At 44.3% G+C, this 26,173-nt stretch carries 26 protein-coding genes; 12 read left to right on the top strand and 14 right to left on the bottom strand.

What is annotated here, in order from left to right; all coding sequences use genetic code 11:
- Positions 1–2: 2 nt before the first annotated feature.
- A complete protein-coding gene (locus tag OE749_RS08295; protein WP_404828146.1) occupies positions 3–1,244 on the top strand; it encodes a mechanosensitive ion channel family protein in 1,242 nt (413 codons plus the stop codon).
- 85 nt (positions 1,245–1,329) lie between these two features.
- Here the strand turns inward: OE749_RS08295 and OE749_RS08290 are convergent, their stop codons facing one another.
- Together OE749_RS08290 and OE749_RS08285 are read right to left on the bottom strand one after the other, a co-directional pair.
- Positions 1,330–1,527: a hypothetical protein gene (locus OE749_RS08290; RefSeq protein WP_263711970.1), complete on the bottom strand. Its 198-nt coding sequence runs from the start codon at positions 1,525–1,527 to the stop codon at positions 1,330–1,332.
- A 119-nt stretch (positions 1,528–1,646) separates the two neighbouring features.
- Positions 1,647–3,173 carry a serine hydrolase gene (locus tag OE749_RS08285; RefSeq protein WP_263711969.1) on the bottom strand — a complete coding sequence of 509 codons (1,527 nt, stop codon included), beginning with the start codon at positions 3,171–3,173 and terminating at the stop codon, positions 1,647–1,649.
- Between the two features lie 299 nt (positions 3,174–3,472).
- On the opposite strand from OE749_RS08285, the gene OE749_RS08280 reads away from it, so the two are divergent.
- A complete protein-coding gene (locus OE749_RS08280; protein ID WP_263711968.1) occupies positions 3,473–4,294 on the top strand; it encodes a YggN family protein in 822 nt (273 codons plus the stop codon).
- A 45-nt stretch (positions 4,295–4,339) separates the two neighbouring features.
- Positions 4,340–5,170 carry an NAD-dependent epimerase/dehydratase family protein gene (locus OE749_RS08275; protein ID WP_263711967.1) on the top strand — a complete coding sequence of 277 codons (831 nt, stop codon included), beginning with the start codon at positions 4,340–4,342 and terminating at the stop codon, positions 5,168–5,170.
- 368 nt (positions 5,171–5,538) lie between these two features.
- On the opposite strand, the gene OE749_RS08270 is transcribed toward OE749_RS08275, so the two are convergent.
- The 3 genes from OE749_RS08270 to OE749_RS08260 form a co-directional block, all read right to left on the bottom strand.
- The gene (locus tag OE749_RS08270; RefSeq protein WP_263711966.1) at positions 5,539–6,960 is read right to left on the bottom strand and encodes a sodium-dependent transporter; all 1,422 of its coding nucleotides are present in this window, start codon (positions 6,958–6,960) and stop codon (positions 5,539–5,541) included.
- 107 nt (positions 6,961–7,067) lie between these two features.
- Positions 7,068–7,823, bottom strand: coding sequence for an SDR family NAD(P)-dependent oxidoreductase (locus OE749_RS08265; protein ID WP_263711965.1), 756 nt, complete (start codon positions 7,821–7,823; stop codon positions 7,068–7,070).
- Between the two features lie 23 nt (positions 7,824–7,846).
- Positions 7,847–8,260 carry a thiol-disulfide oxidoreductase DCC family protein gene (locus OE749_RS08260; RefSeq protein ID WP_263711964.1) on the bottom strand — a complete coding sequence of 138 codons (414 nt, stop codon included), beginning with the start codon at positions 8,258–8,260 and terminating at the stop codon, positions 7,847–7,849.
- A 165-nt stretch (positions 8,261–8,425) separates the two neighbouring features.
- Here OE749_RS08260 and msrA point away from each other — a divergent pair, with 165 nt between their 5' ends.
- On the top strand, positions 8,426–8,968 hold the full coding sequence (msrA, locus tag OE749_RS08255) for a peptide-methionine (S)-S-oxide reductase MsrA (RefSeq protein WP_263711963.1): 543 nt from the start codon (positions 8,426–8,428) through the stop codon (positions 8,966–8,968).
- Between the two features lie 47 nt (positions 8,969–9,015).
- Here the strand turns inward: msrA and OE749_RS08250 are convergent, their stop codons facing one another.
- Positions 9,016–10,113: an esterase-like activity of phytase family protein gene (locus tag OE749_RS08250; protein WP_263711962.1), complete on the bottom strand. Its 1,098-nt coding sequence runs from the start codon at positions 10,111–10,113 to the stop codon at positions 9,016–9,018.
- Between the two features lie 201 nt (positions 10,114–10,314).
- Between OE749_RS08250 and OE749_RS08245 the strand changes: the two genes are divergently transcribed.
- The gene (locus OE749_RS08245) at positions 10,315–12,255 is read left to right on the top strand and encodes an alkaline phosphatase D family protein (RefSeq protein ID WP_263711961.1); all 1,941 of its coding nucleotides are present in this window, start codon (positions 10,315–10,317) and stop codon (positions 12,253–12,255) included.
- Here OE749_RS08245 and OE749_RS08240 read toward each other — a convergent pair.
- Positions 12,252–12,965 (bottom strand): sulfite exporter TauE/SafE family protein, encoded by a 714-nt coding sequence (locus OE749_RS08240; RefSeq protein WP_263711960.1) that lies wholly within the window; start codon positions 12,963–12,965, stop codon positions 12,252–12,254. The genes OE749_RS08245 and OE749_RS08240 overlap by 4 nt on opposite strands.
- Positions 12,966–13,134: 169 nt before the next feature.
- Between OE749_RS08240 and fldB the strand changes: the two genes are divergently transcribed.
- Complete coding sequence (gene fldB, locus OE749_RS08235; RefSeq protein ID WP_263711959.1) at positions 13,135–13,683, top strand: flavodoxin FldB; 549 nt, start codon at positions 13,135–13,137, stop codon at positions 13,681–13,683.
- An 11-nt stretch (positions 13,684–13,694) separates the two neighbouring features.
- Positions 13,695–14,510, top strand: a complete 816-nt coding sequence (locus OE749_RS08230; RefSeq protein ID WP_263711958.1) for a CLCA_X family protein — start codon at positions 13,695–13,697, stop codon at positions 14,508–14,510.
- A 65-nt stretch (positions 14,511–14,575) separates the two neighbouring features.
- Here OE749_RS08230 and OE749_RS08225 read toward each other — a convergent pair whose 3' ends face one another.
- Positions 14,576–14,722, bottom strand: coding sequence for a hypothetical protein (locus OE749_RS08225; RefSeq protein ID WP_263711957.1), 147 nt, complete (start codon positions 14,720–14,722; stop codon positions 14,576–14,578).
- 61 nt (positions 14,723–14,783) lie between these two features.
- On the opposite strand from OE749_RS08225, the gene OE749_RS08220 reads away from it, so the two are divergent.
- Positions 14,784–15,194, top strand: coding sequence for an ExbD/TolR family protein (locus OE749_RS08220; protein WP_263711956.1), 411 nt, complete (start codon positions 14,784–14,786; stop codon positions 15,192–15,194).
- 63 nt (positions 15,195–15,257) lie between these two features.
- Here OE749_RS08220 and OE749_RS08215 read toward each other — a convergent pair whose 3' ends face one another.
- The 4 genes from OE749_RS08215 to OE749_RS08200 all read right to left on the bottom strand — a co-directional run bounded on the left by OE749_RS08215 (position 15,258) and on the right by OE749_RS08200 (position 17,831).
- Positions 15,258–15,782 (bottom strand): YgjV family protein, encoded by a 525-nt coding sequence (locus OE749_RS08215; protein ID WP_263711955.1) that lies wholly within the window; start codon positions 15,780–15,782, stop codon positions 15,258–15,260.
- Between the two features lie 100 nt (positions 15,783–15,882).
- Positions 15,883–16,305, bottom strand: coding sequence for a hypothetical protein (locus OE749_RS08210; protein WP_263711954.1), 423 nt, complete (start codon positions 16,303–16,305; stop codon positions 15,883–15,885).
- A gap of 136 nt (positions 16,306–16,441) precedes the next feature.
- Complete coding sequence (locus tag OE749_RS08205; protein WP_263711953.1) at positions 16,442–17,173, bottom strand: tRNA1(Val) (adenine(37)-N6)-methyltransferase; 732 nt, start codon at positions 17,171–17,173, stop codon at positions 16,442–16,444.
- Between the two features lie 7 nt (positions 17,174–17,180).
- Positions 17,181–17,831 carry an NAD(P)H-binding protein gene (locus OE749_RS08200; RefSeq protein WP_263711952.1) on the bottom strand — a complete coding sequence of 217 codons (651 nt, stop codon included), beginning with the start codon at positions 17,829–17,831 and terminating at the stop codon, positions 17,181–17,183.
- 59 nt (positions 17,832–17,890) lie between these two features.
- Between OE749_RS08200 and OE749_RS08195 the strand changes: the two genes are divergently transcribed.
- The gene (locus OE749_RS08195) at positions 17,891–20,104 is read left to right on the top strand and encodes a S9 family peptidase (RefSeq protein ID WP_263711951.1); all 2,214 of its coding nucleotides are present in this window, start codon (positions 17,891–17,893) and stop codon (positions 20,102–20,104) included.
- Between the two features lie 148 nt (positions 20,105–20,252).
- Here OE749_RS08195 and OE749_RS08190 read toward each other — a convergent pair whose 3' ends face one another.
- Positions 20,253–20,627, bottom strand: a complete 375-nt coding sequence (locus OE749_RS08190) for a PH domain-containing protein (RefSeq protein ID WP_263711950.1) — start codon at positions 20,625–20,627, stop codon at positions 20,253–20,255.
- A gap of 17 nt (positions 20,628–20,644) precedes the next feature.
- Positions 20,645–22,636 (bottom strand): methyl-accepting chemotaxis protein, encoded by a 1,992-nt coding sequence (locus tag OE749_RS08185; RefSeq protein ID WP_263711949.1) that lies wholly within the window; start codon positions 22,634–22,636, stop codon positions 20,645–20,647.
- A gap of 317 nt (positions 22,637–22,953) precedes the next feature.
- Between OE749_RS08185 and OE749_RS08180 the strand changes: the two genes are divergently transcribed.
- The 3 genes from OE749_RS08180 to OE749_RS08170 are packed head-to-tail and all read left to right on the top strand — an operon-like array spanning position 22,954 to position 26,062.
- Positions 22,954–23,937, top strand: coding sequence for a serine/threonine dehydratase (locus OE749_RS08180; protein WP_263711948.1), 984 nt, complete (start codon positions 22,954–22,956; stop codon positions 23,935–23,937).
- A gap of 14 nt (positions 23,938–23,951) precedes the next feature.
- The gene (locus tag OE749_RS08175) at positions 23,952–24,338 is read left to right on the top strand and encodes a hypothetical protein (protein WP_263711947.1); all 387 of its coding nucleotides are present in this window, start codon (positions 23,952–23,954) and stop codon (positions 24,336–24,338) included.
- 50 nt (positions 24,339–24,388) lie between these two features.
- The gene (locus OE749_RS08170; protein ID WP_263711946.1) at positions 24,389–26,062 is read left to right on the top strand and encodes an amidohydrolase; all 1,674 of its coding nucleotides are present in this window, start codon (positions 24,389–24,391) and stop codon (positions 26,060–26,062) included.
- Positions 26,063–26,173: the final 111 nt, after the last annotated feature.

Here is a 26,173-nt window from a genome sequence, read left to right as displayed (position 1 = left end):
CGATGAATAGAATTCCACAACTTATTGTCGATGTATATGCCTATTTTGGTTTGCATATATCTACCGACGGATGGCTGTATTTATTCACGGTGATATCGTTATTGGCCATGCTTGGCGCTGTTAGCCTGTTTATCAGCAAAAATGTACTTGGCCCCAAAATTACCCGGCTCATATCATTGAGCAAAGCCAAATGGGATGATGAGTTACATAAACACCGTTTTTTCAGACGTATCGCCCATATCGCCACTGCGCTTATACTCTATTTAATTGTGCCTATTCTTCTTCCTGAAAATGAACGGGCGACACTGTTCTTTCAAAAACTCGTCATTGTTTATTTACTGCTGTCTGCCGTTGGTGCAGGCAGTGCAATCTTGAATACCATCGAATCAGTTTACAATGGCTCACTCATGGCGCAGCGCGCGCCTATCACCGGCTTTATTCAAGTAGGCAAACTGGTGATTGTGATTGTCGCGTTGCTTTTGATCATTGCCAATTTGTTAGATAAGTCACCTTTACTCCTGCTATCCGGTTTAGGTGCAATTACTGCAGTTCTCATGTTGGTGTTCAAAGATGCCATTTTGGGCTTTGTAGCAGGCATTCAAATCGCCGCAAACAGAATGCTTAACACTGGCGACTGGATCGAAATGCCAAGTTACGGCGCAGATGGCACAGTTTTACAGGTAGGGTTAACTACGGTTAAAGTGCAAAATTGGGACAAAACTATCTCAACAATCCCCACCTATGCGCTAATCAGCGATTCAGTTAAAAACTGGCGAGGCATGTCTGAATCAGCGGGACGCAGAATCAAGCGAGCCATCAATATTGATATCAAAAGTATCGAATTTTGCTCTGAAGAAGATATAGAAGCACTATCTAAAATTCGCCACATTAATCAGTATATTGCTCGTAAACGTACAGAGTTAGCCGCGTATCATCAGGATCAAAATATTGATATACAGGATTTAGTTAACCATCGCCGATTAACGAATATTGGCACCTTTCGCGCATACCTAGAGGCATACTTACGACACCATCCCAAAATCAATAAAGAGATGACATTGATGGTGCGCCAACTACCTCCTACAGCAACAGGCGTACCGTTAGAGATCTATTGTTTTAGCGCAGATAAAGAGTGGATCAATTACGAGGGGATTCAGGCAGACATTTTCGATCATGTTATGGCGATGCTACCCGTATTTAAGCTACGCTCATTCCAACATATCAGTGACAGCGCGCGCATATAGATTTGCCTGTTGAGCAAGCGGAAAGTGTAGGCAAAAAAAAAGAGAGTGTAAAAACACTCTCTTTATATAACCTGATAGTGGGCATTTACCAAACAATACCGATGTAGAACAGTAAGCTAATGACCAACCCTGATACACCGAAAAAGCCGTATTCAACTTTCTCTTTCATCGCGCCTTGCTCAGACGCTGGCTGCGCCATAAAGCCCATGATGATGCTGCTTAATCCCAATACAAACGCGACTAGCGCTACGCCAAACATTAACGCTTCACCCCATTCGGCCATAATAACTCCTAGTTAATACTTACGTTTATCTGACATATTATGCACTATAACGCCAAAATATGTCAGCGCCTTTGTACAAATAATCTCATTTCTTTCTACGTGAATTATCCCAAATAGGCTTAACGACTAAACCTGACAGACGCAGGATAATCGAACGGCGCATTCACGGTATTGAGCTTACCGTCTTCGTTTGTTTCAAACACTAATACATCATCTTCAAACAGCGACAGGTGATGTGTATTCAGACTTCTAAATTGGTGCTGTTTTTCTGGTACAAATTGCTCTATTACCCCGTTGTAGTCAACAACCAACCCACCATTGCTAACAGTAATGTCTATTTTGCCATAGCCAGGGTTGTTCCACGTTCCCGCGTAAGCTTGTAGGGCCTCATTAGACATAGAGAACCCACTAGGCTGCTTAGTTTCGTTTTCGCTTTCCGGCGTTTGCGCCGCTTTTTCCTCAGCTAACGCCTGTGCGAGGTGGTTTCTGGGCTCAAGATCTAGCAATAGTTCAGATATCTCCATTGATAGCAAGTAAGGAACTGTGCTCGCATTTTGATTGCTCAAGACAACGATTCCCAAGTCTTCATTTGGGTAAGTAAATACCGCTGAAGTAAAACCATCAATATTGCCACCATGTTGAACCTGATAGTGTCCGCGGAAGCTGCGAATAAACCAGCCTAAACCATAATGCAACGGCAACTTATCTGCATCATCGCTAAAGCGAGTAAGTGTATTAAAGGGTGACTGAATTGTTTGCAGTGTTTTGCTGTCTATCAATGACGATTCACCATAATGGCCTTTGTTTACAAGCATCTGTAGCCATTTAACCATATCTTTAACACTGGCATTCATGGAGCCAGCAGGCCACAACACTTCCGACAAACTACCGTTATAATCGATTTGAGTAGGAGTGTTATTCCGTATTTGATAGGGCAAAGCATAGTTGTCTGTATTAAGCATGGTGGTGTAGTTGAAGCTAGTATTATTCATATCTAGCTTATCTAAAACACGCTCTTGCACTAATGTTTCCCAGCGTTGGCCACTTACCTTCCACGCTACATGTCCAGCCATCGCATACATTAAATTGTTATAAATGAACCCCTCACGGAAGCCTTTATTCAAGTTTAGGTGAGGTAACTTTTCTATAATTTGCTGTCCATCAAGATCAGGGTTGCCCAACCAAATCAAATTATGGCCACCCAAGCCCGTTCTATGCGCAAGCATATCTTTCAGGTTTGTGTGGTAAGTGGCGTAATCCACCTGCATTTTCCACTCTGGCAAATACTGTTTTACAGGCGTATCCCAAGTTAGTTTTCCCTCATCCACCAGCGTTCCAATAACAAAGCTCGTAAATGCCTTGGTTGATGAGCCAATAGGAAATTGCGTATCAGCATTTGCAGGCAAGCCGTTCTTGATATCACGTAAGCCATACCCCTTCACCTTAACAACCTGACCACCCGCGACAACACCCAACGCCAACCCAGGAACATTAAAATCTTGCATAACTTGCTCAATTTTTTCGTCTATTCCTTTTAGCCTCGCCTGATAATCTGTTTGCGAATCATCTTGAGCGTGTGCAGTCACTGACAGTAACGCTACCAGCAGTGTTAATAGAGTGGTTAATCGAGAACGAAAAATTACCATAGATAAATCCTTTATTTACAACATGTTACACAGTATAAAGAATAAATATCTGAAAATAAGAAAATGTTGCTGAACAATGTAAATAAACGTAACAAGCTTACGAACTATTAAAAACTCTACGAGTTGTCATTTAGACTAAATTTTCGTTTTTTTCATTAAAAACAGTGGTGAAGTATAACATCCCCTTTAGAATAAAATTAATAAACCGTTGTTTTATATGAATTTTTCATTATTGGCTTGGCGTTTGCGTATTACTCAACATGTCTACGCATAAAGACAGGTTAATCAGGAGAACAACCATGCTAATTCGTAAAACACTACCCATCTTCATCGCTGCCGCACTGGTAGGTGCTGCGAGTAATGCCAATGCAATGTCTATAAAAGGGGACTTTTCTTCAAGCTGTAATGTGGAATTGGATGGTAATCTTAAGATTAGCAATCAAATTTTGACCGTTTCAACCGATCGTAACAACACTATCGAAATCGACAAACACTATACCGTCAAAGTGAATGGTGAGGCGCAATCTCTATCAGCAGACCAACAACGCTGGGTTGAAAACTATTACGATGGATTTCAAACGCTTGTACCAGAAATTGCCTCTATCGCTGCTGATGGTATTTCGATTGCCAGTGAAGCTATCGATACTGCATTTTCAGAAATACTAGGACAAGACAGTGAGTTCATTACCGACCTGACAGGCAAAATGAACGAACTGGGTGATCGCGTGCAAAGCAACTTTTATGCTGCTGATGGTTCTATCCAGCTAGACTCCAACGCGTTTCAAGATGGAGACTTCATTGACGCAGCATGGGACGAAGAATTTGATCAAGCGGTAGACGATGCAATTTCCTCATCTATGGGCCACTTAATGATGGCGCTAGGGAAACAACTTATCGTAAATGGCGCAGATATAGATGCATTTACGGCAAAAATGGAACGGTTCGCAGAAGACATTGAGCGCGATGTAGAAGCGAAAGCGGAGCGTTTAGAAGCGAGAGCGGATGCGCTGTGCTACACCTTGCAACGTATCGACGATGCTGAAAATAGCCTACAGCAGTCATCCAATGCACTCTCAGCGTTGAATGTAGTGAATGTAGTGCAGTCTGAAGATGCAATGTGATAGGCTATTCCAGATAGGTTAACAACCGAAAAACTCTGGAACCCTATGAAAATCAGCATATTAGGATGCGGGTGGCTTGGATTGCCGCTCGCACTTTCTTTTCTACGAGACGGCCACACAGTTGCAGGTACCAAACAGCGCCAACACGACGCAGACGAACTACGCGAACTGGGCATCGACGCACATACTATGTCTCTGGATTCACCGTTATCAACAGCGCTAACGCATGCCCTAAGCCAATCAGATGTGCTTGTTCTGAATATTCCCTCGGGGCGTAAGCACCTCGACGAAGATGCGTACACCAGCAACATGCAACATATTATTGATCAGGCCTATGAACACGGCTGCAAACACATCATTTATATCAGTACCACCTCCGTTTACGGAGCGAGTAACGATGGCACAATTACCGAAAAAGAGAGATGTAAACCAGACACAGGCTCTGGCCGCGCAAACATGCGCATTGAAGAGCACGCACGAGCGGTGTTCAAATCACAAGCATCAATTCTTAGATTAGCCGGCTTAGTGGGAGCGGGCCGTCACCCAGCCAAATATTTAGCGGGGCGCACAGACATTAAAGGCGCAAACCAACGTATTAACCTTGTGCATTTAGACGATGCTATCCAAGCAATAAAACATATTGCTGAGCAATCAAAATGGGGAGAAACCTTTCATCTTGCCGCTCAAGCGCATCCTATAAAAGCCGACTACTACACAAGTGCATGCGCTGTACTCGATATAGAAAGCCCTCACTTTGCCAATGACCCTCAGCCTTCACCTCACGGTAAAGCAATCGATTCAAGTTACACGCTGTCGACACTGGATTTAACACTCCGTTACCCCACCCCCGATAGCATGCTTACTGATTTTCGTTAATCTGTGTGACACCTAAGCACCGCGCTTGCTATTAAAAGCTGGAGCGGTAAGTGGGTGTCTGACATACATCATGAGCGACCAGAGGACGGGCACAATCCCGCCCTTTAAACACGGGCTTTGATCGCAGTCAGCTGTCTACTTTCCAGATAACGACAACCGCGTTATCACCCTATAAATTCGAAGGACCCCACACTCATACCACGCCCAACTTAAGCGACATAGAAACATTGCTAGACGTTAAGCTTAAGGCTAAATATGTAGAAAGAAGTCAAAACAAAGAAACCAAAAACAAATAGAGAAAAATCAAAAAAGCCCGAATAACTCGGGCTTTTTAACAAAACAAATCACTGTCTTAAAAAGACACGTCATTAGCCAATAATCGCGACACCAAAATACTTTATCGCCACTGTATTCACAAAAATCACTAACAAAATGGCAGGAATGAAAGTACCAACAGAGAAGTCAACATAGCGCTCGAATAAGCTGGCTTTGTAACTTTCAGCCCCTTTATCTAGCTCTGCATTAAAGTTTGCTTTTTTCCACCGGTAAATAACAAAGATACAGATGAGCAAACCATTCAATGGCAAAATGGTGTCATAGAACACGTCAATAATGACATCAAAAAACGACTTATTCGCCCCTGCATAGCTAACGAAGTCGGTAAAAAAGCTCATCATTCCAAATGATGTCGATGCTAACCCTGCAATAACAACCAACAGCATACCCAGCACCGTTAGCGCTTTTTTACGACTGGCTTGGCGCTCATCCATATAAGCTGCTATGGGCACTTCAAAAATCGACACCAATGATGTGATAGCAGCAAAGAATACAAGTAAGAAGAATAAACTTGCCACCACACTTGCACCTATGTAACCAATTGACGCCTGCAACGCCAAAAAGATTTTAGGCAAGAAGGTAAAGATCATGCTGACGGTAGAGTCACTAAGCTCAGCCGTATTGGTATTAGGGTTAAATGAAAATACGGCAGGCAAGATCAACAACCCGGCAATAAACGCAACCGCTGTATCGGTTAGCGCCACCAACTTAGCTGCGCCCGGTACATCACTTTTGCTGTCTAGGTAAGAACCATACGTAATCATGATCCCCATTCCCAAAGACAAGGAAAAGAATGCTTGAGATAATGCCGCACTCACAACACTTGCGTTAATTTGACTAAAATCAGGGACAACGTAAAACTCCACGCCTTTAAACGCATTATCGAGTGTCAGTACAAATATCACTAATGCAATCAACATGAAGAACAAGGTTGGCATCATAAATTTAGCGGCTTTTTCAATACCTTGTTTTACTCCCCCTTGCAGAATCAGGTATACCACAGCCAACACGCCAGCCATATATACAAACAACATGGGATCATTAACAAAGGCGCCAAAGGTCGCGGGATCAGCCAACGCCGACAAATTGCCCATCAACGATTGCACTAAATACCCGAAAATCCAAACGGTCAAGACCAAATAAAACACGGCTATCATGAACGGCGTGACAATCGAAAGCCAGCCTGCAATCAGCCACTTTCCATCTCGGTTAGATAACGTCGAATATGCCCCTAGAGGGTCTTTACGGCTTGCACGCCCTACCGACATTTCTGCAAGCATCACAGGTAAACAAATGAAGAACACAAACAGTGCGTAAATTAATAAAAAAGCTCCGCCCCCGTTTTTCGTTGCTGCAACTGGAAACCCAACCATGTTTCCAATACCTACAGCCGAACCGGCGGCAGCCAAAATAAATCCTAAGCGAGAACCGAATTGTTCGCGGGCTGCTCCCATACCTACTCCAACATCATTTTAATTATTTGACAGCGGATGTTATCAGCCTATTTAAGAAATGTCTTCGCCTTACAGCGCGGATGAGTGTAAAAAAATTGTAAACAGCATTACCAAGGAATATTTTTACCTTGCCAATCAATGTAATAGGGAGAATTTTCAGGCGTGAAGTCTGGTAAGAAACTCAGCAGTTGCTGAGCAGTAAACTCAGGCGTAAACAGCTTGCTGTCTTTCACATTGCCTTGAAACGGAGCCGACAGCTCAGTATCGACCGTACCTGGGTGATAACACGTGAGCACGACGTTTTTTGCCCGACGCTGATACTCAACACTCGCCGTTTTGACCAGCATATTGAGGGCCGCTTTGCTTGCGCGGTAGCCATACCAGCCGCCAAGTCGGTTGTCTTCTATACTTCCCACTCGTGCCGACAGCACAACGCTGTGTGCAATTTGATCGCCTTTCAATAATCCCACAAGGTACTTTAACCACAATGCAGGTAAGATGGCATTAGTATGAAAGTAATCACTGAGCTGAACTGACGTTATATCTTCCAATTTCTTTTCGGGGTGGATAGCGTTTTGCGCTGTGTCACTTTGCTGATTTTGGTGAAGCACACCAATTGTATTAACGGCCAAAGTAAACTGGCCATCTGGTTTCAATGACTCAATCAAAGCGGCAATCTCAGTTTCATTGCGACTGTCTACACTGTGGTTGACTATATTGCTTAAACCAAATTCAGACTCCGGTGTTGGTTGCCTTGAAACAGCATGCACCTTGTTGTACTGATTAGAAGAGGCTAGAGCATGCACAATCGCCCGTCCTATGCCGCCTGATGCACCAATTACAATAGCATTGCCTGCGTTCAAATCATTGTCTCCAACATCTCAATTTAACGACGCTTGTTCTCATCGCTGTCGAACGAGGTATCTACAACACAGCGTTCGCAGCGCTTCTTGCCCGTTAGCCAATACGATATGGTATATCGATGCTTTGCAAAAAAAGTGTACGCAGCATCAGCAAACCAGCGAATCACCGGCCAGCGCAGTGGCGCGTAAAGCCATCCCCGTCCAACCGCTTTCCACGCAATATGGGTTGCATCCAAACCAGTCACAACCGTGCCATCAGGTAGCATTGCATGAATACGTGCATTGAGAGCCTGCCAATCGAGTTGCGGGTAGGCTTGCACAAAGTCAGGCGACTGAATATCGACCGTTTGCAATGCATTGTGGGTGTCTCGCTTTTTTAATGCGTTCATTTCTGCCTGACAAAGCGGACAAAGCCCATCATAGAAAATTTTAATCATGTCTCACTCTTATGTATCAGCCATACAGCAACGTGTGTGTACATCAACGTACGCCTACATATTCGTTTTTTCAAATGATTATACGTAAAGATTTTATATTCGGATGACTTGAAGTTTGCACTCAGTAAGCCCACATAGTTTTAAAAACCAGACGGAAATCATTTTATGGCGAATATTCAACATGCAACCATCGCTGGCGGCTGCTTTTGGTGTTTAGAATCAGCTCTGAATCAGGTTGAAGGAATCGAATCGGCATTTTCAGGCTATGCGGGAGGGCATCAAACCAATCCCACTTACGAAGAAGTATGCACTGGCAATACCGGACACGCAGAAGTGGTAAGAGTGAATTTTGATGCTGATAAACTCAGCTACCGAGATTTGCTAGAAATCTTCTTTGCATTGCATGACCCAACGCAGCTTAATCGGCAAGGGAATGATATTGGCACCCAATATCGAAGTGCGATTTTCTTCCACGACGACGCCCAAAAAGACGAAGCGCTGGCCATTATTAAAGAAATGGAAGAAGAACAAATTTGGGACAATCCCGTGGTGACTGAAGTCACTGAACTTAGTAATTATTATCAAGCTGAAGACTATCATCAGGATTATTTTAATAATAACCCGCAGAACACCTACTGCAATATGGTCGTGGCGCCTAAGCTGAAGAAATTTAAACAAACGTTTGCGAGCAAGCTTAAAGCCCAGTAACACTCTCTATGTACAAAATGCGGGTAGCCACGTTACCCGCTTGGCATCTATTGCGCCTGAAGCATAGACATCATTTCTGCTCTATCCACTGAAAACAACAAAGGCGCAAATTGTTTATACATGAATTCTGTTTTCTTGCAGGTTGCGTTTTTCAAGTAATTGACCTTCCACGGGTCATTAATCAGCCAAATTTTATCCTGACTGACCGCTACGCCCTCTAAAGACGCATTATCCATTAAGGTGAACCTATCACACCCTTCAAGCACACGTGTAGGTGCCCAAAAAGCCAATTTAACCCTATGTGTGTCCCTCTGTGCGCGAGTATCGATAAACCACAATTCGTTATCATTGCGCGCAGCTGCTACAATCCATTCATGTCCAGTTAAATCAGTCATGACATCCATACCATTAATAGGATGTGCACCTGCTGCGAACTTAGGCACCTTGAGCTTTGCATCTTCTACGGGTAAGAAGTCTCCAGATTGCCACTGTGCTTTAATATTGCCGATTCTAAAAATTCGAGGCTGCCCTTCTGCATCTTTTTCTAAACCCAGATATAAGGTGCCATCGCTTGCCATCGCTAACCCTTCAATGCCGTCATTTGGGAAGTTACCTACGCTGTCGTCTGCCGAGAAACGCAATGGGCGAACATGGGTCACAACGAGTTGTGTGTCCGATGTTAATTGCAGCCTTAATAGTAAAGTTGGGTAATCGGTCGAGCCTGTCTCTTTGGAAGAAAATGCACAATTATTAGATAACGTATTTTCTGCACGTGTTGCATCCTCAGTCACAACGTAAAACACCGAATCATCGTGCGCATCAATCGCTAAGGCTTCGTAATCGGGCTTGTCTGCCAAATAAGGATAAAAACATGACTGCTTCACCTGATCACTGAAAGTAAATGCATAGTGTTGATCAGACAGTTTGGCATTTTCTGCATGCAGTTGATGAAGTTGATTTACTTGCGACTGATCGGCACTGCCATCAGAAAGGGTTAATAATTGATTACGCCAAAGCACCAAGCCAGATGTTTGTGGGTTCACCATCACGTCACCATTAGGCTCGGTAATCCACTCTCCGTAGAGTTGAAGTTCGTCTTCTGTACTATCTTGTGCGTTAACCAAACCGGTAACACTCGTTAACATGGCTATCAGACAAAATTTCGTTGCCAATATCCTAATGAATATGTTCAATCCAGATCTTTTCATATGTGTGCCTTGTGCGTACGTCACTTACGAATTCTTACATTTTATCGAGTGAATCTACCCGAAGTTTTGGCCCAAGAGGTTGATCATACATTTAAATCTGATGCAGACTAAGCAAAAAACAACATATTAACCGAATAATTGGAACAGCCCATCGTATCTTCACCTAATTCGCTGCCTGATATTGTGGCAGGCCCGATTGTGCGACACGTTACGCCAAATGAAGTGAGCATTTGGTTAATCACCACTGCACAAAACACGTATTCATTGTTACTCAAAAGCCAATCAGGTACGCTATTTGACGACCAGCTCAACGCAGAGCAGTGCCAGCAAATTCCTGTGGGTAAACATGCATTCGTCACCATGTTACACGTACATTTTACTGATCCGCTGCCAACGCAAACGCGCCTTTTCTATGACATTACCCTTACTCGAGAAGAACATTCACAATCACTGAGCGCACTTATACCGACGCTCTGCTATCAGAATGAATCGTTACCGAGTTTTACTGTTCCCTCTTCGCTTGAGCATGTTTTTCATGGCTCATGTCGAAAGCCGCATCATGACAGCAAAGACGGATTACTGATTTTAGACCAACGCATTCAAGACAGTCTGCAAGACAAATCCGCCATGCCTGATTTATTAATGATGTCTGGTGATCAGGTTTACACCGATGACGTAGCGGGGCCAATGCTGCAGGCGATTCATCAGGTTATTGATTTACTGGGTTTATTTCACGAAGAATTAGACAGCAGCGTTATCGACAACAGTCAGTCACTTATCGATCACGAACACTCTTATTATAAGCGCCCAATGCTACTGCCTGATGACGACGCAACTGAAACCTTTTATAAGACGTTTTTTAAGGCGAAATCTAAGCCCATTTTTACCTCTGTTAATGCAAATAATCATCTCATCGCGTTTAATGAAGTAATCGCCATGTATTGCCTTGTGTGGTCTGATGCATTGTGGCCGCTTATTGCATTTGATAGTAGTAAAGTCGCACCACAATTTACGGCACGTTTTACCCAAGAACAGGGCATCATCGAAGATTTTGTTGCAGGCCTGCATAAGGTTCGTCGCGCATTAGCCCATGTACCTGTGTATATGATTTTTGATGATCATGACATTACCGATGACTGGAACCTGACCCGAGGTTGGGAAGAAGCGGCATACGGGCATCCATTTGGTAAGCGGATTATTGGCAATGCCTTGGCTGGGTATTGGCTATGTCAGGGTTGGGGCAACCAACCGAATGTCATGGCACCGTTAACGGCGTCCTGCAAATCACACTTTTCAGAAGCAGGCATCAGCCATCACAATCAGCTTGTTGATACGCTGCTCGATTGGTCAGAATGGCATTATCACTTAAACACCGAGCCTAAATTTATTGTACTCGATACCCGAACCCATCGGTGGCGCTCAGAATCGGATGTGGGTAAACCTTCAGGGTTAATGGACTGGGAAGCCCTGAGTGAACTGCAACAGGAGCTTATTGATCAACCCTCGGTGATTATGGTGTCTGCCGCTCCTATTTTTGGGGTGAAACTCATCGAAGTTATTCAACGTATTTTTACCTTTTTCGGCAAAGCCCTCATGGTCGATGCAGAAAACTGGATGGCACACAAAGGCACTGCAAGCGTAATCCTGAACATTTTTAGAAACCCCAAAACGCCAAAGCACTTTGTGATTCTGTCTGGAGATGTGCATTACAGCTTTATTTACGACATCACGCTTCGATTTAAACGCAACACACCCAGAATTACTCAAATCACCTGTAGCGGGATAAAAAATACATTTCCCGATGCACTAATTACTTGGTTTGATCGCTTAAACCACATTCTTTATCACCGCCGTTCACCGCTAAATTGGTTCACGCGACGAAGAAATATGAAAATTACGCCACGGATTCCTACACATAACACCTTTGGCTCTTTGCATAATGGCAGTGGCATAGGCGAATTAATCGTTAAGCAGCAGGGGGCTTTGGTTGACGGTAACGTATTGGGTAGCGATGGAAAAGTCACCCAATTTTCAGTCAAAGACGACAAAGACAGCCAAAACACACCGACTGAATCTTAAACAAGCGAGGTAGCAATAATACGTATAGCGAGCAATGTTAGCGCAATTTTAACCCAAAGTTTGAAGTGCTGGTCGCTTACAAATTGACGTAACCATGTACCGACATAAGAACCCAGAACCGCGCCAATACTAAGCAGAACGATTTCCAACCAGTAAGTAGCATAGTTAAACCCAACCCATAAAAATAACGGGATTTTAAACCCATGGCTGAACGCCATAAATACGGCATTGGTCACAATGATCTCGTCTTTGCTATCGCATTTTTTGGTCAGCAGTGTTGTGGTAAGCGGCCCAGTTGCTCCGACTACAACACTGAGTCCAGATTGCCAAAAACCCGCCACAGAGAATCGCTCTGCTCGCTTGATAAACCGCGAAAATGCCGTGCTCCAAAGCGTAAGTAAAATATACAGCGCCATACCTACCAGCAAAGTTTGAGCAGAAACGTAGCGCACCAATACACTCACGCACAATACGCCAAGCACCGAGCCAACTAAAAACGGTTTTAGAAACGCCCAGCGCACATGCGTAATCGCAATAAATGCGCGAGAGCCATTACTTGCCAATTGTGCCACACCATGCACTGGAATCACTGCACTGGCAGGTAAAAAGCTCGGCAAAATAGCGATTAGCATCATGCCGCCCCCCATGCCTGCAATTGCTGCAACCGCAGATGTTAGCGTGCTGACAAAAAACAAAATGCTGCTGTCCATCTGCCTCCCCCGACGACATTTTTATGCCTTCAAGACTACCCTTACAGAACATGCGTAGCGAATTATTACCATTAATGTTCATTATCAGTGTAAGGAAAAAGCCAGAGACTCTTTACCCAGCCAACACAATTTCGCAAAATAACGGAAAATAATGAATTAAAGAGTTTTCATGTCTGAAAATGACTTCGCGATTGGGCTATTTTACGGCTCGACAACGTGTTACACCGAAATGGCAGCTGAAAAAATTCAGATTGCATTGAACACCCTCTTCGCCGGTGACGTGGTACATATTCATAATATTAAAGATGTGCCCCTCAAAAACGCAGAACAGTTTGATGTGCTGATTTTTGGCATTTCTACTTGGGATTTCGGCGAACTACAGGAAGATTGGGAAAGTCAGTGGGACGATGTCAAACAACTTGACCTTAAAGATAAAGTCGTTGCCTTGTACGGTATGGGCGATCAGATGGGGTATGCTGACTGGTTTCAAGATGCGCTGGGTATGCTTCATGATGAGCTGGCAGTTCTGGGCTGTCGTTTTATCGGATATTGGCCAAACGAGGGGTACGAGTTCACAGCATCAAAAGCGTTGACGGAAGACAAATCGCATTTTGTAGGGTTATCTCTTGATGATGAGAACCAGTTTGATGTCACAGATGACAGAATCGACAATTGGACAACACGGCTCTTAACCGAACTCGCTGACATGGATCACTAACGGCTCGCTTCGTGTCTCATTCAGAAAATCCTAAAAGCCCGTCTAGGTTGCATCGCCCTTTTTATCGCAACGGTGAAAACCATCGCGGAGGAGCGGATGTGTCTTTTGCTGATATTGTGAAATATTTCGGCTTCAAAACCGCCAAAGTCGGCAAGTGGGTGACTAAAGAAGAGCAACAAATTGCTGCTAATCTTATGTTTGATGCACTATGTGACCTCATGGACATATTGTCTTTGCCCGAACAGGTAATCTCTTTAAATGGCACACTGTCCATTGCCTTTGGCAGCGGCGGTCAGAAGCACAGTAGCGCCCATTACGCACCACAGATACGGCAACTGGCTTTAGCAAAAAACGCTGGTGGCGGTGCCTTGGCACACGAGTGGTTTCATGCCTTTGACCATTATGTTTCTCAGTATATGTTTGAAAAAGTCGCGCCACTTCAATTTGCCAGTGAATTATGGCTCAACGATGCGCGTACACACTCTCACCCATTAAATCAGGCACTTTCCCATTGGTTTAAAATGCTGTTTCTGAACGAAAGTGGTGACGAACCTCACCCATACGTTATTCAAAGTGCAATGGCAGATCGCACACTAAAGCTATTTTACTATGCGCAACCTCAAGAGATGGCAGCACGCGCATTTGAAGCCATTATTCAATCCAGTGAGATAAAAAATACCTTTTTGGTACAGGGAACGAAGCAAAGTCAGGAAGCCAAACTCGGCTTATACCCTACCCCCGAACACCTGCAAGCGATGTCGTTGCCTTTATATGATTATTTTTCATTGCTGACATACGCATTGGTAAAACAGAAAGACAATCCTTAAATACTTTTTACAGCAAGCGTTTAGACTGTTCATTTAACGTTTGGTTAGTCATTAATGACGCCTATTCAGGATGTCTGATTCGCCATTGGCAACGAAACGATCTTGCGATCTTGCCCAAGATCAGATAAAAATACGCGCTGAGGGAAGGCTAATGACGACACGAAATAGGTCGGACAAGCAAAGAAAAGTGTAAAGAGTTGGTTATAATTCATTTACTCACGCCCCCAAATAATTCTATACTAGAAAGCTATCCTTAGATATGTGGTTTGAACTATGAGAAAAAAGAAACACGGCTCCGCTGATGACGAAGCGTCAATCGACATGACACCGATGCTAGACATCGTATTCATCATGTTGATCTTCTTTATCGTTACCACGTCTTTCGTTAAAGAGAAGGGCTTGGACGTGAATCGTCCGGAGGACAGAAATACTCCACCGCCAGAAACGAATAAAAAATCATTAGCCATTCGTATCGACGAAAATGGCACTATCGTGATGAACAACCGTGAAGTTGATATTCGTCGTGTTGTAGCAAATATCCAAACATTCCTTGCTGAAAACAACACAGACTCTGCTGGTATCCAAGCTCACCCTAAAGCGAAGCATGGTATCGTAGTGGAAGTGATGAACCAGACTAAATTAGCTGGCATCGACAAAGTTTCTGTATTGGTTCAGGGTCAATAATCCCTAAACCTCTATATAATTTCTAAAAACCTCGCAAATGCGAGGTTTTTTTTGCACTGTCGTTTATGAGTTGCATTCATCACGTTGTGATTCAGGCTTGTCCGCCGCCAACTTAATAAAAATACTGATTAAATTAGATATGTTAAATATGCTGCCGAACACACTTCCTACAGACAGAGCATAAACCAGTCCTAAGCTTTCAGCGACAATAAACCATTGCCGAATACGTGTGGTATTAGACAGCATCACAGTGCCAACAGTGAAAATAATTGATGAGGTGTATGCTACAAATATCCAAGCGTTGTGATGCAAAATAAACCACTCGTAAGCTAGAAATAATAAATGGAGCATAACAAACACAATCACTACCGCAATATGTTGGGTTTTTATAGCAATGATATTTCTGACGCTAGATAATAAACACGCAATACCTGCTGCCATAGCATCTAACATAAAAAAGTGGGCGCTCAGAAATACTAAGCCGACACCAGAAATCATGCGATAGCGATTTATTTCATTTTGGCGGTAGCCAATAAAGTTAGTCACTAACGCGCAAGCACCCAATAACTCTGCACCAAAATCTGTCAAGGCTTTCTCCTATATTGAAAACGCAGCAAGTGCGCGCAGCACACGAAAACAGATAGAGTAACAGACAAAATCAATAGTCGGATATACGGTGAATTAACTACTACACAAAATCACGTATAATGCGTTTAACCGAACGGTGCTCTGGTGGAAGGTAAATGTCATCTTGCACGACATCGGCTGGGTAGCCATACAAACCAAACCGATTCGCTCGAATGTGACTGATAATAACAACGTGCGCAGGCGGACGCTCAATATTCCCTCTAAACGGATCGATAACTGGAATTTGATATCTATCAACACGAATAAGCGCCATTTTACGTCCATCTCTGTAAAAGTAATTATCAAACACAGGCTTATCTAAAATCGCGTATACAGCAAATCGAGGCAATTGAATGGGAATACCCTGCCAAAAAAGCTGTACAATGTTCAGATGGTCTACCAGTTTAGAAATGGAATCTGGTAACTCGATATCTCGCATAATGTTATCACCATGAGGTTGCGCGTCGCGTTTCGTCCTGTGCACCAACATCCATCTAATAATAACTATAGCAAGTCTCGGTTGCTCTACCAGCGTAGTACATTCCCCCCTCACATAAAACGGTAAATATTCGTACCTAAACTTCGCGCTTTCTAATTCAAAAACAGCGACCTAGCACCGATTAAAAAGCCAGATAAAAATCTTGGCATAACTGCTTAAACGACGTTGTGTACTGATTTTCGCTATCTCTGATAACCATTTCATCAACACGCAAGCTGCTTTGATGCGTTGAGAAACACAGCAAACTCAATTTAATTGGCTTGCTAGGAGATGGCTTAATATTCAAACGCTTGATAGGAAATAACCCAAAGGATGCCGCCAAACGTTGTACATTGTTCGCTGCATCTATTGGCAGTACACAATAGAAATAACCATCTTCTGATAATAAGCGCGCAACATGTTCCAGTAATGCTGAATGCGGCAATGTCAGCGTATGTCGAGCTAAGCGCTTATCTGGAGCAATATATTGAGGATCCGACTGACTGAGCTGGCCTGATTTTGCCTCAAAATACGGCGGGTTTGAGATAATTAATTCATACCGATGCTTAGATGAAAGCGATTGAAGTGGGGTATGTTGAAACCTAATGCGCTCTTGCCAAGCTGTTTTGGCTGCATTTTCACGGGCTTGCTCAATGGCCTCTTCATTCACATCAATACCTAAAATCTGAGTCTTTTCAGACGTTTTTTGCGCCATCATTAGCGCAAGCAGGCCACATCCCGTGCCCACATCCAACACAGAGTCCACACTGGATGCTTCTACCCAACTGCCCAGCATAAGACTGTCAGTGCCTACTTTCATGGCGCATTTATCATGAGCGACAAAAAACTGCTTACATTGAAACCCTACTGACATAACGCGCTTACCCATTCGTAGGCTGTTGAGGGTGCCGCATCCAGTTGGCGACATCAGATGCATGTACTGGACGATATTTTCGCAATGGTCCTATCATCAGCCATCCAAACCACTTGCCTAAATAGCCGGCCACAGTCTCTGCTAAACGAAAGGTGTCTCGCTCACCAAGCAGCAACGAAGGATTAACATGAATGAACTGGGTTTTATTGCCACTTTGTGTCTGCAATTTCATGATGGTTTCTTCCACTTTTCCTTTGGTTCTTAAATAAAAGCTGCTACTGCTAGCATCAGCCCCCACCGAAGACACCCATACAAAACGCTTGCACTGTGCAGCCTGTGCTAGTTGCGCAGCTAACACAACGTAATCATGATCCACCTTTTTAAACTGCGCTTTTGAACCCGCTTGTTTAATGGTTGTACCTAAGCACACATAAACATGATCAACGTCAAACACGTTCTGATGATCGGCCATGTTATCCAACGACGACAATACTATATTCAGTTTATCAGTGAGCGCAGAGGCATCATCGACCATTGGCATTGAGCGAGACAAACTCGTCACCGACGTATACTGTTCATCTTTTAATAATTGCTCTAACAGATGCTGCCCCACCAGCCCCGTTGAGCCCAGCACCAGAGCCGAATAACCGTGTACCATGTTTATCCTTTGTAATTTCGTTTAGAATAGCCGTAATTGATAACAGGATACTGATAATAATGAAAAAACTCATCTGTCTTCTGGCTTCCTTCCTCAGCCCACTAGCAATGGCAAACGACTCTCTGACGATTGAACGTATATTTCAGTCTCCGGCATTAGGAGGCACTGAACCTAAAGCGCTAAAAGTGTCGCCTGATGGCAAGCGCGTTACCTTCTTGCAAGGCAAGAAAACCGACTATGAACGTTACGACCTTTGGGAATACATCGTAGAAACGGGTGAAACCCGCATGCTATTTAATTCTGACGATTTGCACACGGGCAATGAGGTGTTGTCAGATGAAGAAAAAGCGCGTCGAGAGCGCATGCGAGTGCACGGCACCGGGATTATGGAATATCATTGGTCTGCCGACGGTTCTGCGCTACTGTTCCCGTTAGCGGGTGACGCCTTTTATTTCAAACTCGGTCAGCAACATGCCAAGAAAATTTTAGACACCGACAGCTTTGAAACCGATATTCGCTTTTCTCCCAAAGGCAATTACATCTCCTTTATCCGTAATCAAAATTTGATCGTCAAACATATTGCTTCAGGCAAAGAAACCGCCATTACCAAAGACGGTGGTGGCGCAATTAAGTACGGTATGGCTGAGTTTGTTGCGCAAGAAGAAATGAGTCGAATGACAGGGTATTGGTGGGCTGGCAATGAGAGTAAAATCGCATTTACTCGCGTTGATGAAACGCCTGTTGAAGAAATTACCCGTAGTGAAATTTATGCTGATAGCATCAAAATGATCACGCAGCGCTACCCAAGTACAGGAACAAACAACGTAGAAATTACACTTGCCGTCCACCAGCTTGATAACAAAAAAACCACATGGATAGATTTAGGCAAAAATAAAGACATTTACCTCGCAAGGGGTAAGTGGATGCGCGACAGTGACACCTTTACCTATCAGTGGCAATCGCGCAATCAGCAACGATTAGAACTGCGCGCTTATCATGTTCCAACCGCAAAGCAACAGGTGTTACTGACAGAAACCAGTAAAACATGGGTTAACCTTCATGACGACCTCTACTTCCTAAAAGACGGTAAACACTTTATCTGGGCATCTGAAAAAGATGGCTTTAAACATTTGTATTTGCATACCACTGACGGTAAACAGGTTAAGCAACTTACGTCAGGCAAATGGGTAGTTGATGACCTTGAAGCCGTAAAAAATGTATCGGGCGATGTTTATTTCACAGGAAGAAAAGACACGCCGATTGAACGTCATTTATACAAAGTCAACTTTAAACAAGACACCCCTAAGGTGACAAAAGTGACACAACGTGACGGTTTTCATGACATCACGTTTAGTGACGATGCGTCTATTTATATCGATCGCTTCTCTACGGTAAATACACCTTGGCAGGTAAGCCTTCACGCTAACTCCGGTAAGCAGTTAACTTGGCTTGAAGAAAACCAAATAGACAATCAACATCCCCTTTATCCTTATCAACAGCAATGGGTCAAACCCACGTTTGGCACCATAGACAGCGAAGACGGCGTCACCTTACATTACCGCTTGTTCACGCCTAAAAAACGTGAAGGCAAGCACCCAGTTATTGTGTTTACCTATGGTGGACCTCATGCACAGGTTGTGCAAAATAAATGGTATGGCAATCGTGGCTTATTGATGCAACACTGGGTGAACAAAGGCTATGTAGTGTTTTCTCTGGATAACAGAGGTTCAAATTACCGAGGCAAAGCGTTTGAAGAGCCTATTTATAAAAAGATGGGCTCAATTGAAGTTGAGGACCAAGTGGAAGGCGTGAAATTTTTACGCACACTGCCGTATGTTGATGCAACACGTATTGGCGTTCATGGGCATAGTTACGGTGGATATATGTCTTTGATGGCAATGTTTAAAGCAGGTGACTACTTTAAGGCTGGCGTTGCAGGTGCACCTGTAACAGACTGGCTACTGTATGACACCCATTACACAGAGCGCTACATGGGTAATCCCAACGACGTTGCCGATGCTTACACGGCGTCTTCGGTATTCCCTTATGCCAATAACTTACAAGGCCCATTATTGATTTACCACGGAATGGCAGACGATAATGTACTGTTTACCCATGCCACCAAACTATACAAGCACCTACAAGACAATGCGCTAATGTTTGAGGTAATGGACTATCCGGGCAAAAAACACAGTATTCGTGGCAAGAGCACTGGTATCCATTTATATAAAACAATAACGGGGTTCTTTGATAAACACTTTGATATGGAGTAACCATTCTGTAACTCCATTAAAGCTTCCGCGCGTAAAGCGAGCTCAATTTTTAGCGTTTAGCAACAACACGTCCATCTCGGAAGTACACCGTACTATCCGGGATGGTTTAATTTAATGATGAGAATGCTGAGCTAGAACAAGGTAAGGCTCAGCCAAACATGTAGTCTGCGAGGGTTTTCTGAATGCCCGCTGCAACGTCTTTTTTCAGCTCTTTTTCAACTGGCGCTTCCTGCCCTGAAATCCACACTTTTAGTTCTGCGTCCATATCAAAATGGCCGGCGGTTTCGACTTTCACCTGCGTAATCGCACGATACGGAATGGAATGATATTCCACTTTACGGCCGGTAATCCCTTGCTTATCAATCAGAATCAGGCGCTTTTGTGTAAAGGCATAAATATCTCTGATTTCTTTATAGGCCTGTTTAACTTGCTCTGAGTCTGCAAGAATTGGCCTTAATTCAGCATCAACCTCTGATGCATCGACTTCAGATGCATTACCTAAAACAGCGTCTAATAATCCCATCGTTTACTCCTTTGTATTTACGACTTTTCAATAACGAATGAATCCAATGTGCGTTGAAGCATCATAGTATTTTCTTTTACATCATCAAAGAGCGTTCTTAACTCAGAGGCTAATTCCAGCTCTTTTTGTGCCGCATCTTGCACAGAGGTGACTTCTTTCGCTACCTGATTTGACGTCAAAGATTGCTGTTCGGCCGATGCCGACATTGTACTTGCCATCGCTTCAAGATTATTCGCCTGTTTCTTCACTAATGTTGCCGTTTCCGCATTAGCTTCAACGTCTTTCATCATCTCAACTGTGCGCGTTGCGTTGCTGTCTATTTCCTTAATTACATCAAAACTCGCGGCTTTAAGCTTTTCTAATAACTGTGAGATTTGCTCAGAGGCCTCTCTACTACGTGAGGCTAGCTTACGCACTTCATCGGCCACTACTGAAAAACCACGCCCATGCTCACCGGCTCGGGCAGCTTCAATCGCGGCGTTAAGCGCGAGTAAATTGGTTTGCTCTGACACGCCGTTAATCGTATCGAGAATAGACTGAATTTCTGCCAATTGGCTTTCCATCATACCCGCTTTATGCTGTGCGCCTTCCATGCCTCTGCTCAGGCGCTTCATTGCATCGGAGGTGGTTTCATTTATGGCTAACGATTTATCTGCAATGTTGTCTAAGTTTTGACTGGCAAAAAGTGTGGCGTTTGCAGACGATGCAATTTCTTCACTTGTATTTGCCATTTGCTTGGTGGCCGAAGCAATATTATTTGCCATTTCTTGGGTATACGTGGCGTCATGCAAAATGCTTGACGTAGCCCGATCCAACCCTTCACTCAAATGCGCGCCCACATCCACCGAGTTACTCAACCCAACAATTAAATCTTTCAGGGAGTCCAGCATACGGTTGATTGACCGTGCAATGTCACCTAATTCATTGTCGCTATCTATGTCAACGGTGACGGTTAGGTCGCCATGGTCTGTCACTTGATTCAATGACTGCTTGAGTAATCTAAGTTGATTTCGCAGAGTAGAAGATAACATTAGATATGCCCATACAATTGAGGCGAGCAGTAAAACGCAAAGCGACAGAGTAACAATGACATTTTTGAACGCGGCCTCTTTGTGTGCGCGCGCCTCATCTCTGATGTCGCTCCATTTTCCGTCGAGTACCGTTTGCAGTTCAGTAATAAATTCCGATGCAAGCTTAAACCAATTAGGTTCGGCGATTGTCCACTCCCGCCCAGGAACGTGGCGCATCACTTTTTCTACCGTAACATTAAATGTATACACGCTGTCTTTTTTAAGGGCTTCACGAAATTCGCGTTTTCTGCGGTCATCCAGCTCTAATAGCAAATACTCAATTAACAGATCTATATCGTCTTTGTAGCCTTGAATTTCTACCTTCTGAGGCTCTGTAATGTCTTGTTTTGCCAGCACGCCGTTAATTTTGCCTCGCACCTGCCCCACACGTTCTTTCAACCTTGCCAGCAGTATGGCTGCCCGTAAATCTTGGCTCGTTGTCGCCGCAGTAATAGCAGGCACCAATGATCGCGCGGCATCCAGAGCAAGACGGTTAAACTGGCTATAAAACGCAAATGCATTCACTTCCGCTTGATCATCAATCAATTGCCGAAGCTCGTCTCGTTTAGGTAACTGCTCGACTAGCAACTTAGTCCGCTCTGATATGCCTAGCGTATCTAATCCGTTATCATTCAGCATGGCGTTAAAATCCGTCACCGCTCGGTCAGCCAATACGCGCTGTTGATCCACTTTGGCCTTCTGTTCCGAGCTCGGATTTCCCAAATACCCCGCGGTTAGCCCTCTTTCTCTGGCATGTTCATGAGCAATACTTTCAAGTGCATCTAGCAGCGTGATTAACTCCACATCATTGCGGGAATCCGCCACAGTTTTCCAATCGTCTGCACTGACCCGAAATGCCAGATAGACGATAAACAGCAAGCACAAGCCGCCAATTGCGCCACTAATTTGAACAATTGAGAAATATTTAAAAAATTGCATATATCTATTCCATTTCTATGTGGAAATTGAAACTTGAATGCTAAAAGTGGACAAAAACAAACTCTAATCAGTGTAGAAGATTTATAAAAATTGACGAATTAGGCTGCTGAATATCCTGTCATAAGTCGGCGATAGTGTGGTTTTGGCTTATCTGAGAACGTTGTGAGGACGCTCAATCAACGCCTCAAGCTGTCCGTTTATCTGCCTCCAGCCCAACCTAAAATGAACGCTACGCGTCAATGTTGATTTCACTTGTTGACTGACTGGCTTTATGGCAATGTACGGCACATCTCGTTACGCTTAAGACTTAAGATTTCATGCCGACTTTCAATGACATATGCGATGCGCATACGCGAATCTCTCCTTTAATTCACAACACTCCCATTGTCGAATCTTCTTTACTCAATACATGGCTGGGAAGCCGCATTCTGTTTAAGGCTGAGTGTTTGCAAAAAATAGGCGCATTTAAGGCTCGAGGTGCATTGAACATGTTGGGCAAAATGTCTGAAGAAGGCACATTACCTAACAATATCATCGCCAATAGCTCGGGTAATCACGCTCAAGCAGTCGCCTATGCAGCCGCGAAACTAGGAAAGAAGGCTACTATTTACAGCACCGAATCTATCTCAGCAGTCAAGGCTGCCGCATCACGTTTTTACGGGGCTGAACTGAAACTTTACCCACTTAGAACACAAGCAGATGCGGCCGTCGCTGAGGCCGCTGAGCATCCAGATACAATCTGGATACCGCCTTTTAACCACCCTGATATCATTGCTGGGCAAGGCACGCTTGCTAAAGAGGTGTTTGAAGAGGTTGATAATGTTTCAGCGCTGTTTGCTCCTTGCGGTGGGGGCGGTTTACTCGCAGGCAGCAAAATTGCTGCTCTCGCGATGTCTCCAGACACTAAAGTGATTGGTGCAGAGCCATTGAATGCAAATGACGCGGCGCGCTCACTTCGTGTGGGTAAAATTGTTCCTTTAGACGGCCCCGTGCAAACCCATGCAGATGGGGCGGCAACGCCACAAGTGGGTGACAAAACCTTTCCACATTTACAACATTTAGATGGTTTCGTTGAAGTAGAAGAACGTGCCATTGCGTACTGGACACAATGGCTACAGCACTTGCTTAAGCTGCATATTGAACCCACCAGCGCCATGTCGATGCAAGCCGTTGTTGAATATCTGAGGAATACGCCGAAAAATCAAACGGTTGTTGTTTTGCTCAGTGGCGGTAATATAGATAATCAGAAAATGCTCAATATCTGGCAAGAAGACCATTTGTCTATATTGCCTTCACTATAAACATAGGTAAACACATGGTTTTGGCGCGTAACACGAGGGTCATCATTTTATGCTCAGCATTACTGTTGATAGCGATTACCCCTCATGCGCGCGCTTTCCACCATCCAAAGTGTACTGCTTTCTTTTCTTTATCTGGATTAGATCACGCGCTTTTCCAAAGTACCGTTGCTACACTGGCTCCGCACCTAAAGCGCAAGCAAATCGTCCTTTATGATTTAAACCATTGGCAAGACTTTCCTAGCGATAGCCACTTGTCTGGAAGGCTTCGAGCGCAAATTCGCGAACAGTTTGCTCTCGATTATAACAGCAGTGCTGCGATCGTGGTCGATAACCATCAGAATATTATCCTAGAGCAACGCGGCAGGGTTGATCTCGTCGAAATGTTGATGGCCTGCGAATAGAAAGAAAAGAATCTGACAGAAACGATAAACACGCTTTAGAGGGAACGCTCATGCTTAGAATAGTTTTCAGTCTCTTGTTTGCCACAATCGCCTGCACGGCGCACGCCGCATCTCTTGTGATACATAATGCAAATGGCTATACGATAGACCAAGAAGGCAAGCTTTCGAGCTTTTCCGCTTTAGCCATCAAAGAGGGAAAAGTACAGGCAGTCGGATCAGAAGCGTTAGTCACACAATACCCTAAAGCAAACAAAATCAACGCTAAGGGAAAAACATTATTGCCTGGGCTAATTGACGCACACGGCCATTTATTTGGTCTCGGAGACAATTTACTGCAAATTGATGTGCGAGGACTGTCCTCGGCAAAAGCCACGGCCTCAGCAGTGGCTAACTACGTCAAGAAAACCCCATCTGAAGATTGGATTGTAGGCAGAGGCTGGAACCAGGTGTTATGGCCTGAAAAATCCTTTCCTAACGCCAAGGTCCTGGATGAACTGGTTCCTGACAGGCCCATTTACTTAGAGCGAGTAGACGGCCATGCGGCGTGGCTTAATAGCAAAGCCATGGCGTTGGCAAACATAAATGCTGAATCAGTGGACCCGCCTGGTGGTAGTTTCATTCGTGATGAACACGGCAATCCAACGGGCGTGCTGATTGATAACGCAATGAACAGTGTTTTGCCTCTGTTACCTAAAGCTGATTCCGCGTATATTCAAAAAGCAATTCAACACGCTGGCGATCACCTGCTCAGTCTAGGCGTTACCAGCATGCATGATGCAGGTATTGATTATCGCCAATACCATATATATCAAGACATGGCTAAACAGGGTACATTGCCTGTGCGCGTTTACGCGATGATAGCCGCCACCGATCCTAAACTCGATACCATGCTGAATAATGGCTTTGTGAGAAGTGACAACGATCAGATTTGGATTCGCAGCGTTAAGGCTTATGGCGATGGAGCCCTTGGCAGCCGCGGCGCGGCTATGCTATCAGCTTATTCTGACGATACTGACAATAAAGGATTACTGGTCACATCTGAGCACGCACTCAAGCCCTTGTTTGATACCGTGATAGGAAAAGGTTTTCAGCTCAATTACCATGCTATCGGTGACCGTGCTAATCGCCTCGCGCTTGATCAATTCAAAGACACCTTTGCGCGTTTAGGAGGCAAAACACACCGCCACCGTATCGAGCACGCACAAGTGGTACAGGTAGGTGATATTCCTCGATTTGCAGACATTGGCATCATTCCGTCTATGCAGCCAACACATGCCACCAGCGACATGAATATGGCAGAAGATCGCGTAGGCAAGCAGCGATTGAAAGGCGCGTATGCGTGGAAGTCGTTTCTTAAGCATGGTTCCATCATTGCCCTAGGCTCAGATTTTCCGGTTGAACTGGCGAATCCTTTTTATGGCATTCACGCGGCGGTTACCCGACAAGATCGCAATGACCAACCCAAACAAGGCTGGATACCAGAAGAAGCACTCACCGTAGAGGAAGCATTTACCGGCTTCACCTATTCAGCCGCCTATGCCGCACATCAAGAAGCGATTGTAGGGCGATTGATTCCCGGTGCATACGCCGACTTTATCCTCATCGACCAAGATATCTTCGCAGGCCCCGCTACATCCATTTGGCGCACCAACGTGTTAGAAACGTGGTTAGCAGGAGAAAAAGTGTATTCCGCTTCTAATTCTCAAGCAAAACAAGCGAACTGATCAATTCCCTCACCCAAAAGGCGGGTGCAATCCCGCCTTCAAACAAGCGCCTCTGAACGAACGCCTGTAGCTAAAGTCGGCGACCCGACAATTACAACCACGTTGCCACGG

Source organism: Fluctibacter corallii (genome assembly GCF_025751585.1).
Lineage (GTDB): Bacteria > Pseudomonadota > Gammaproteobacteria > Enterobacterales > Alteromonadaceae > Fluctibacter_A > Fluctibacter_A corallii.
This window is presented reverse-complemented; position numbering and strand designations above follow the sequence as displayed.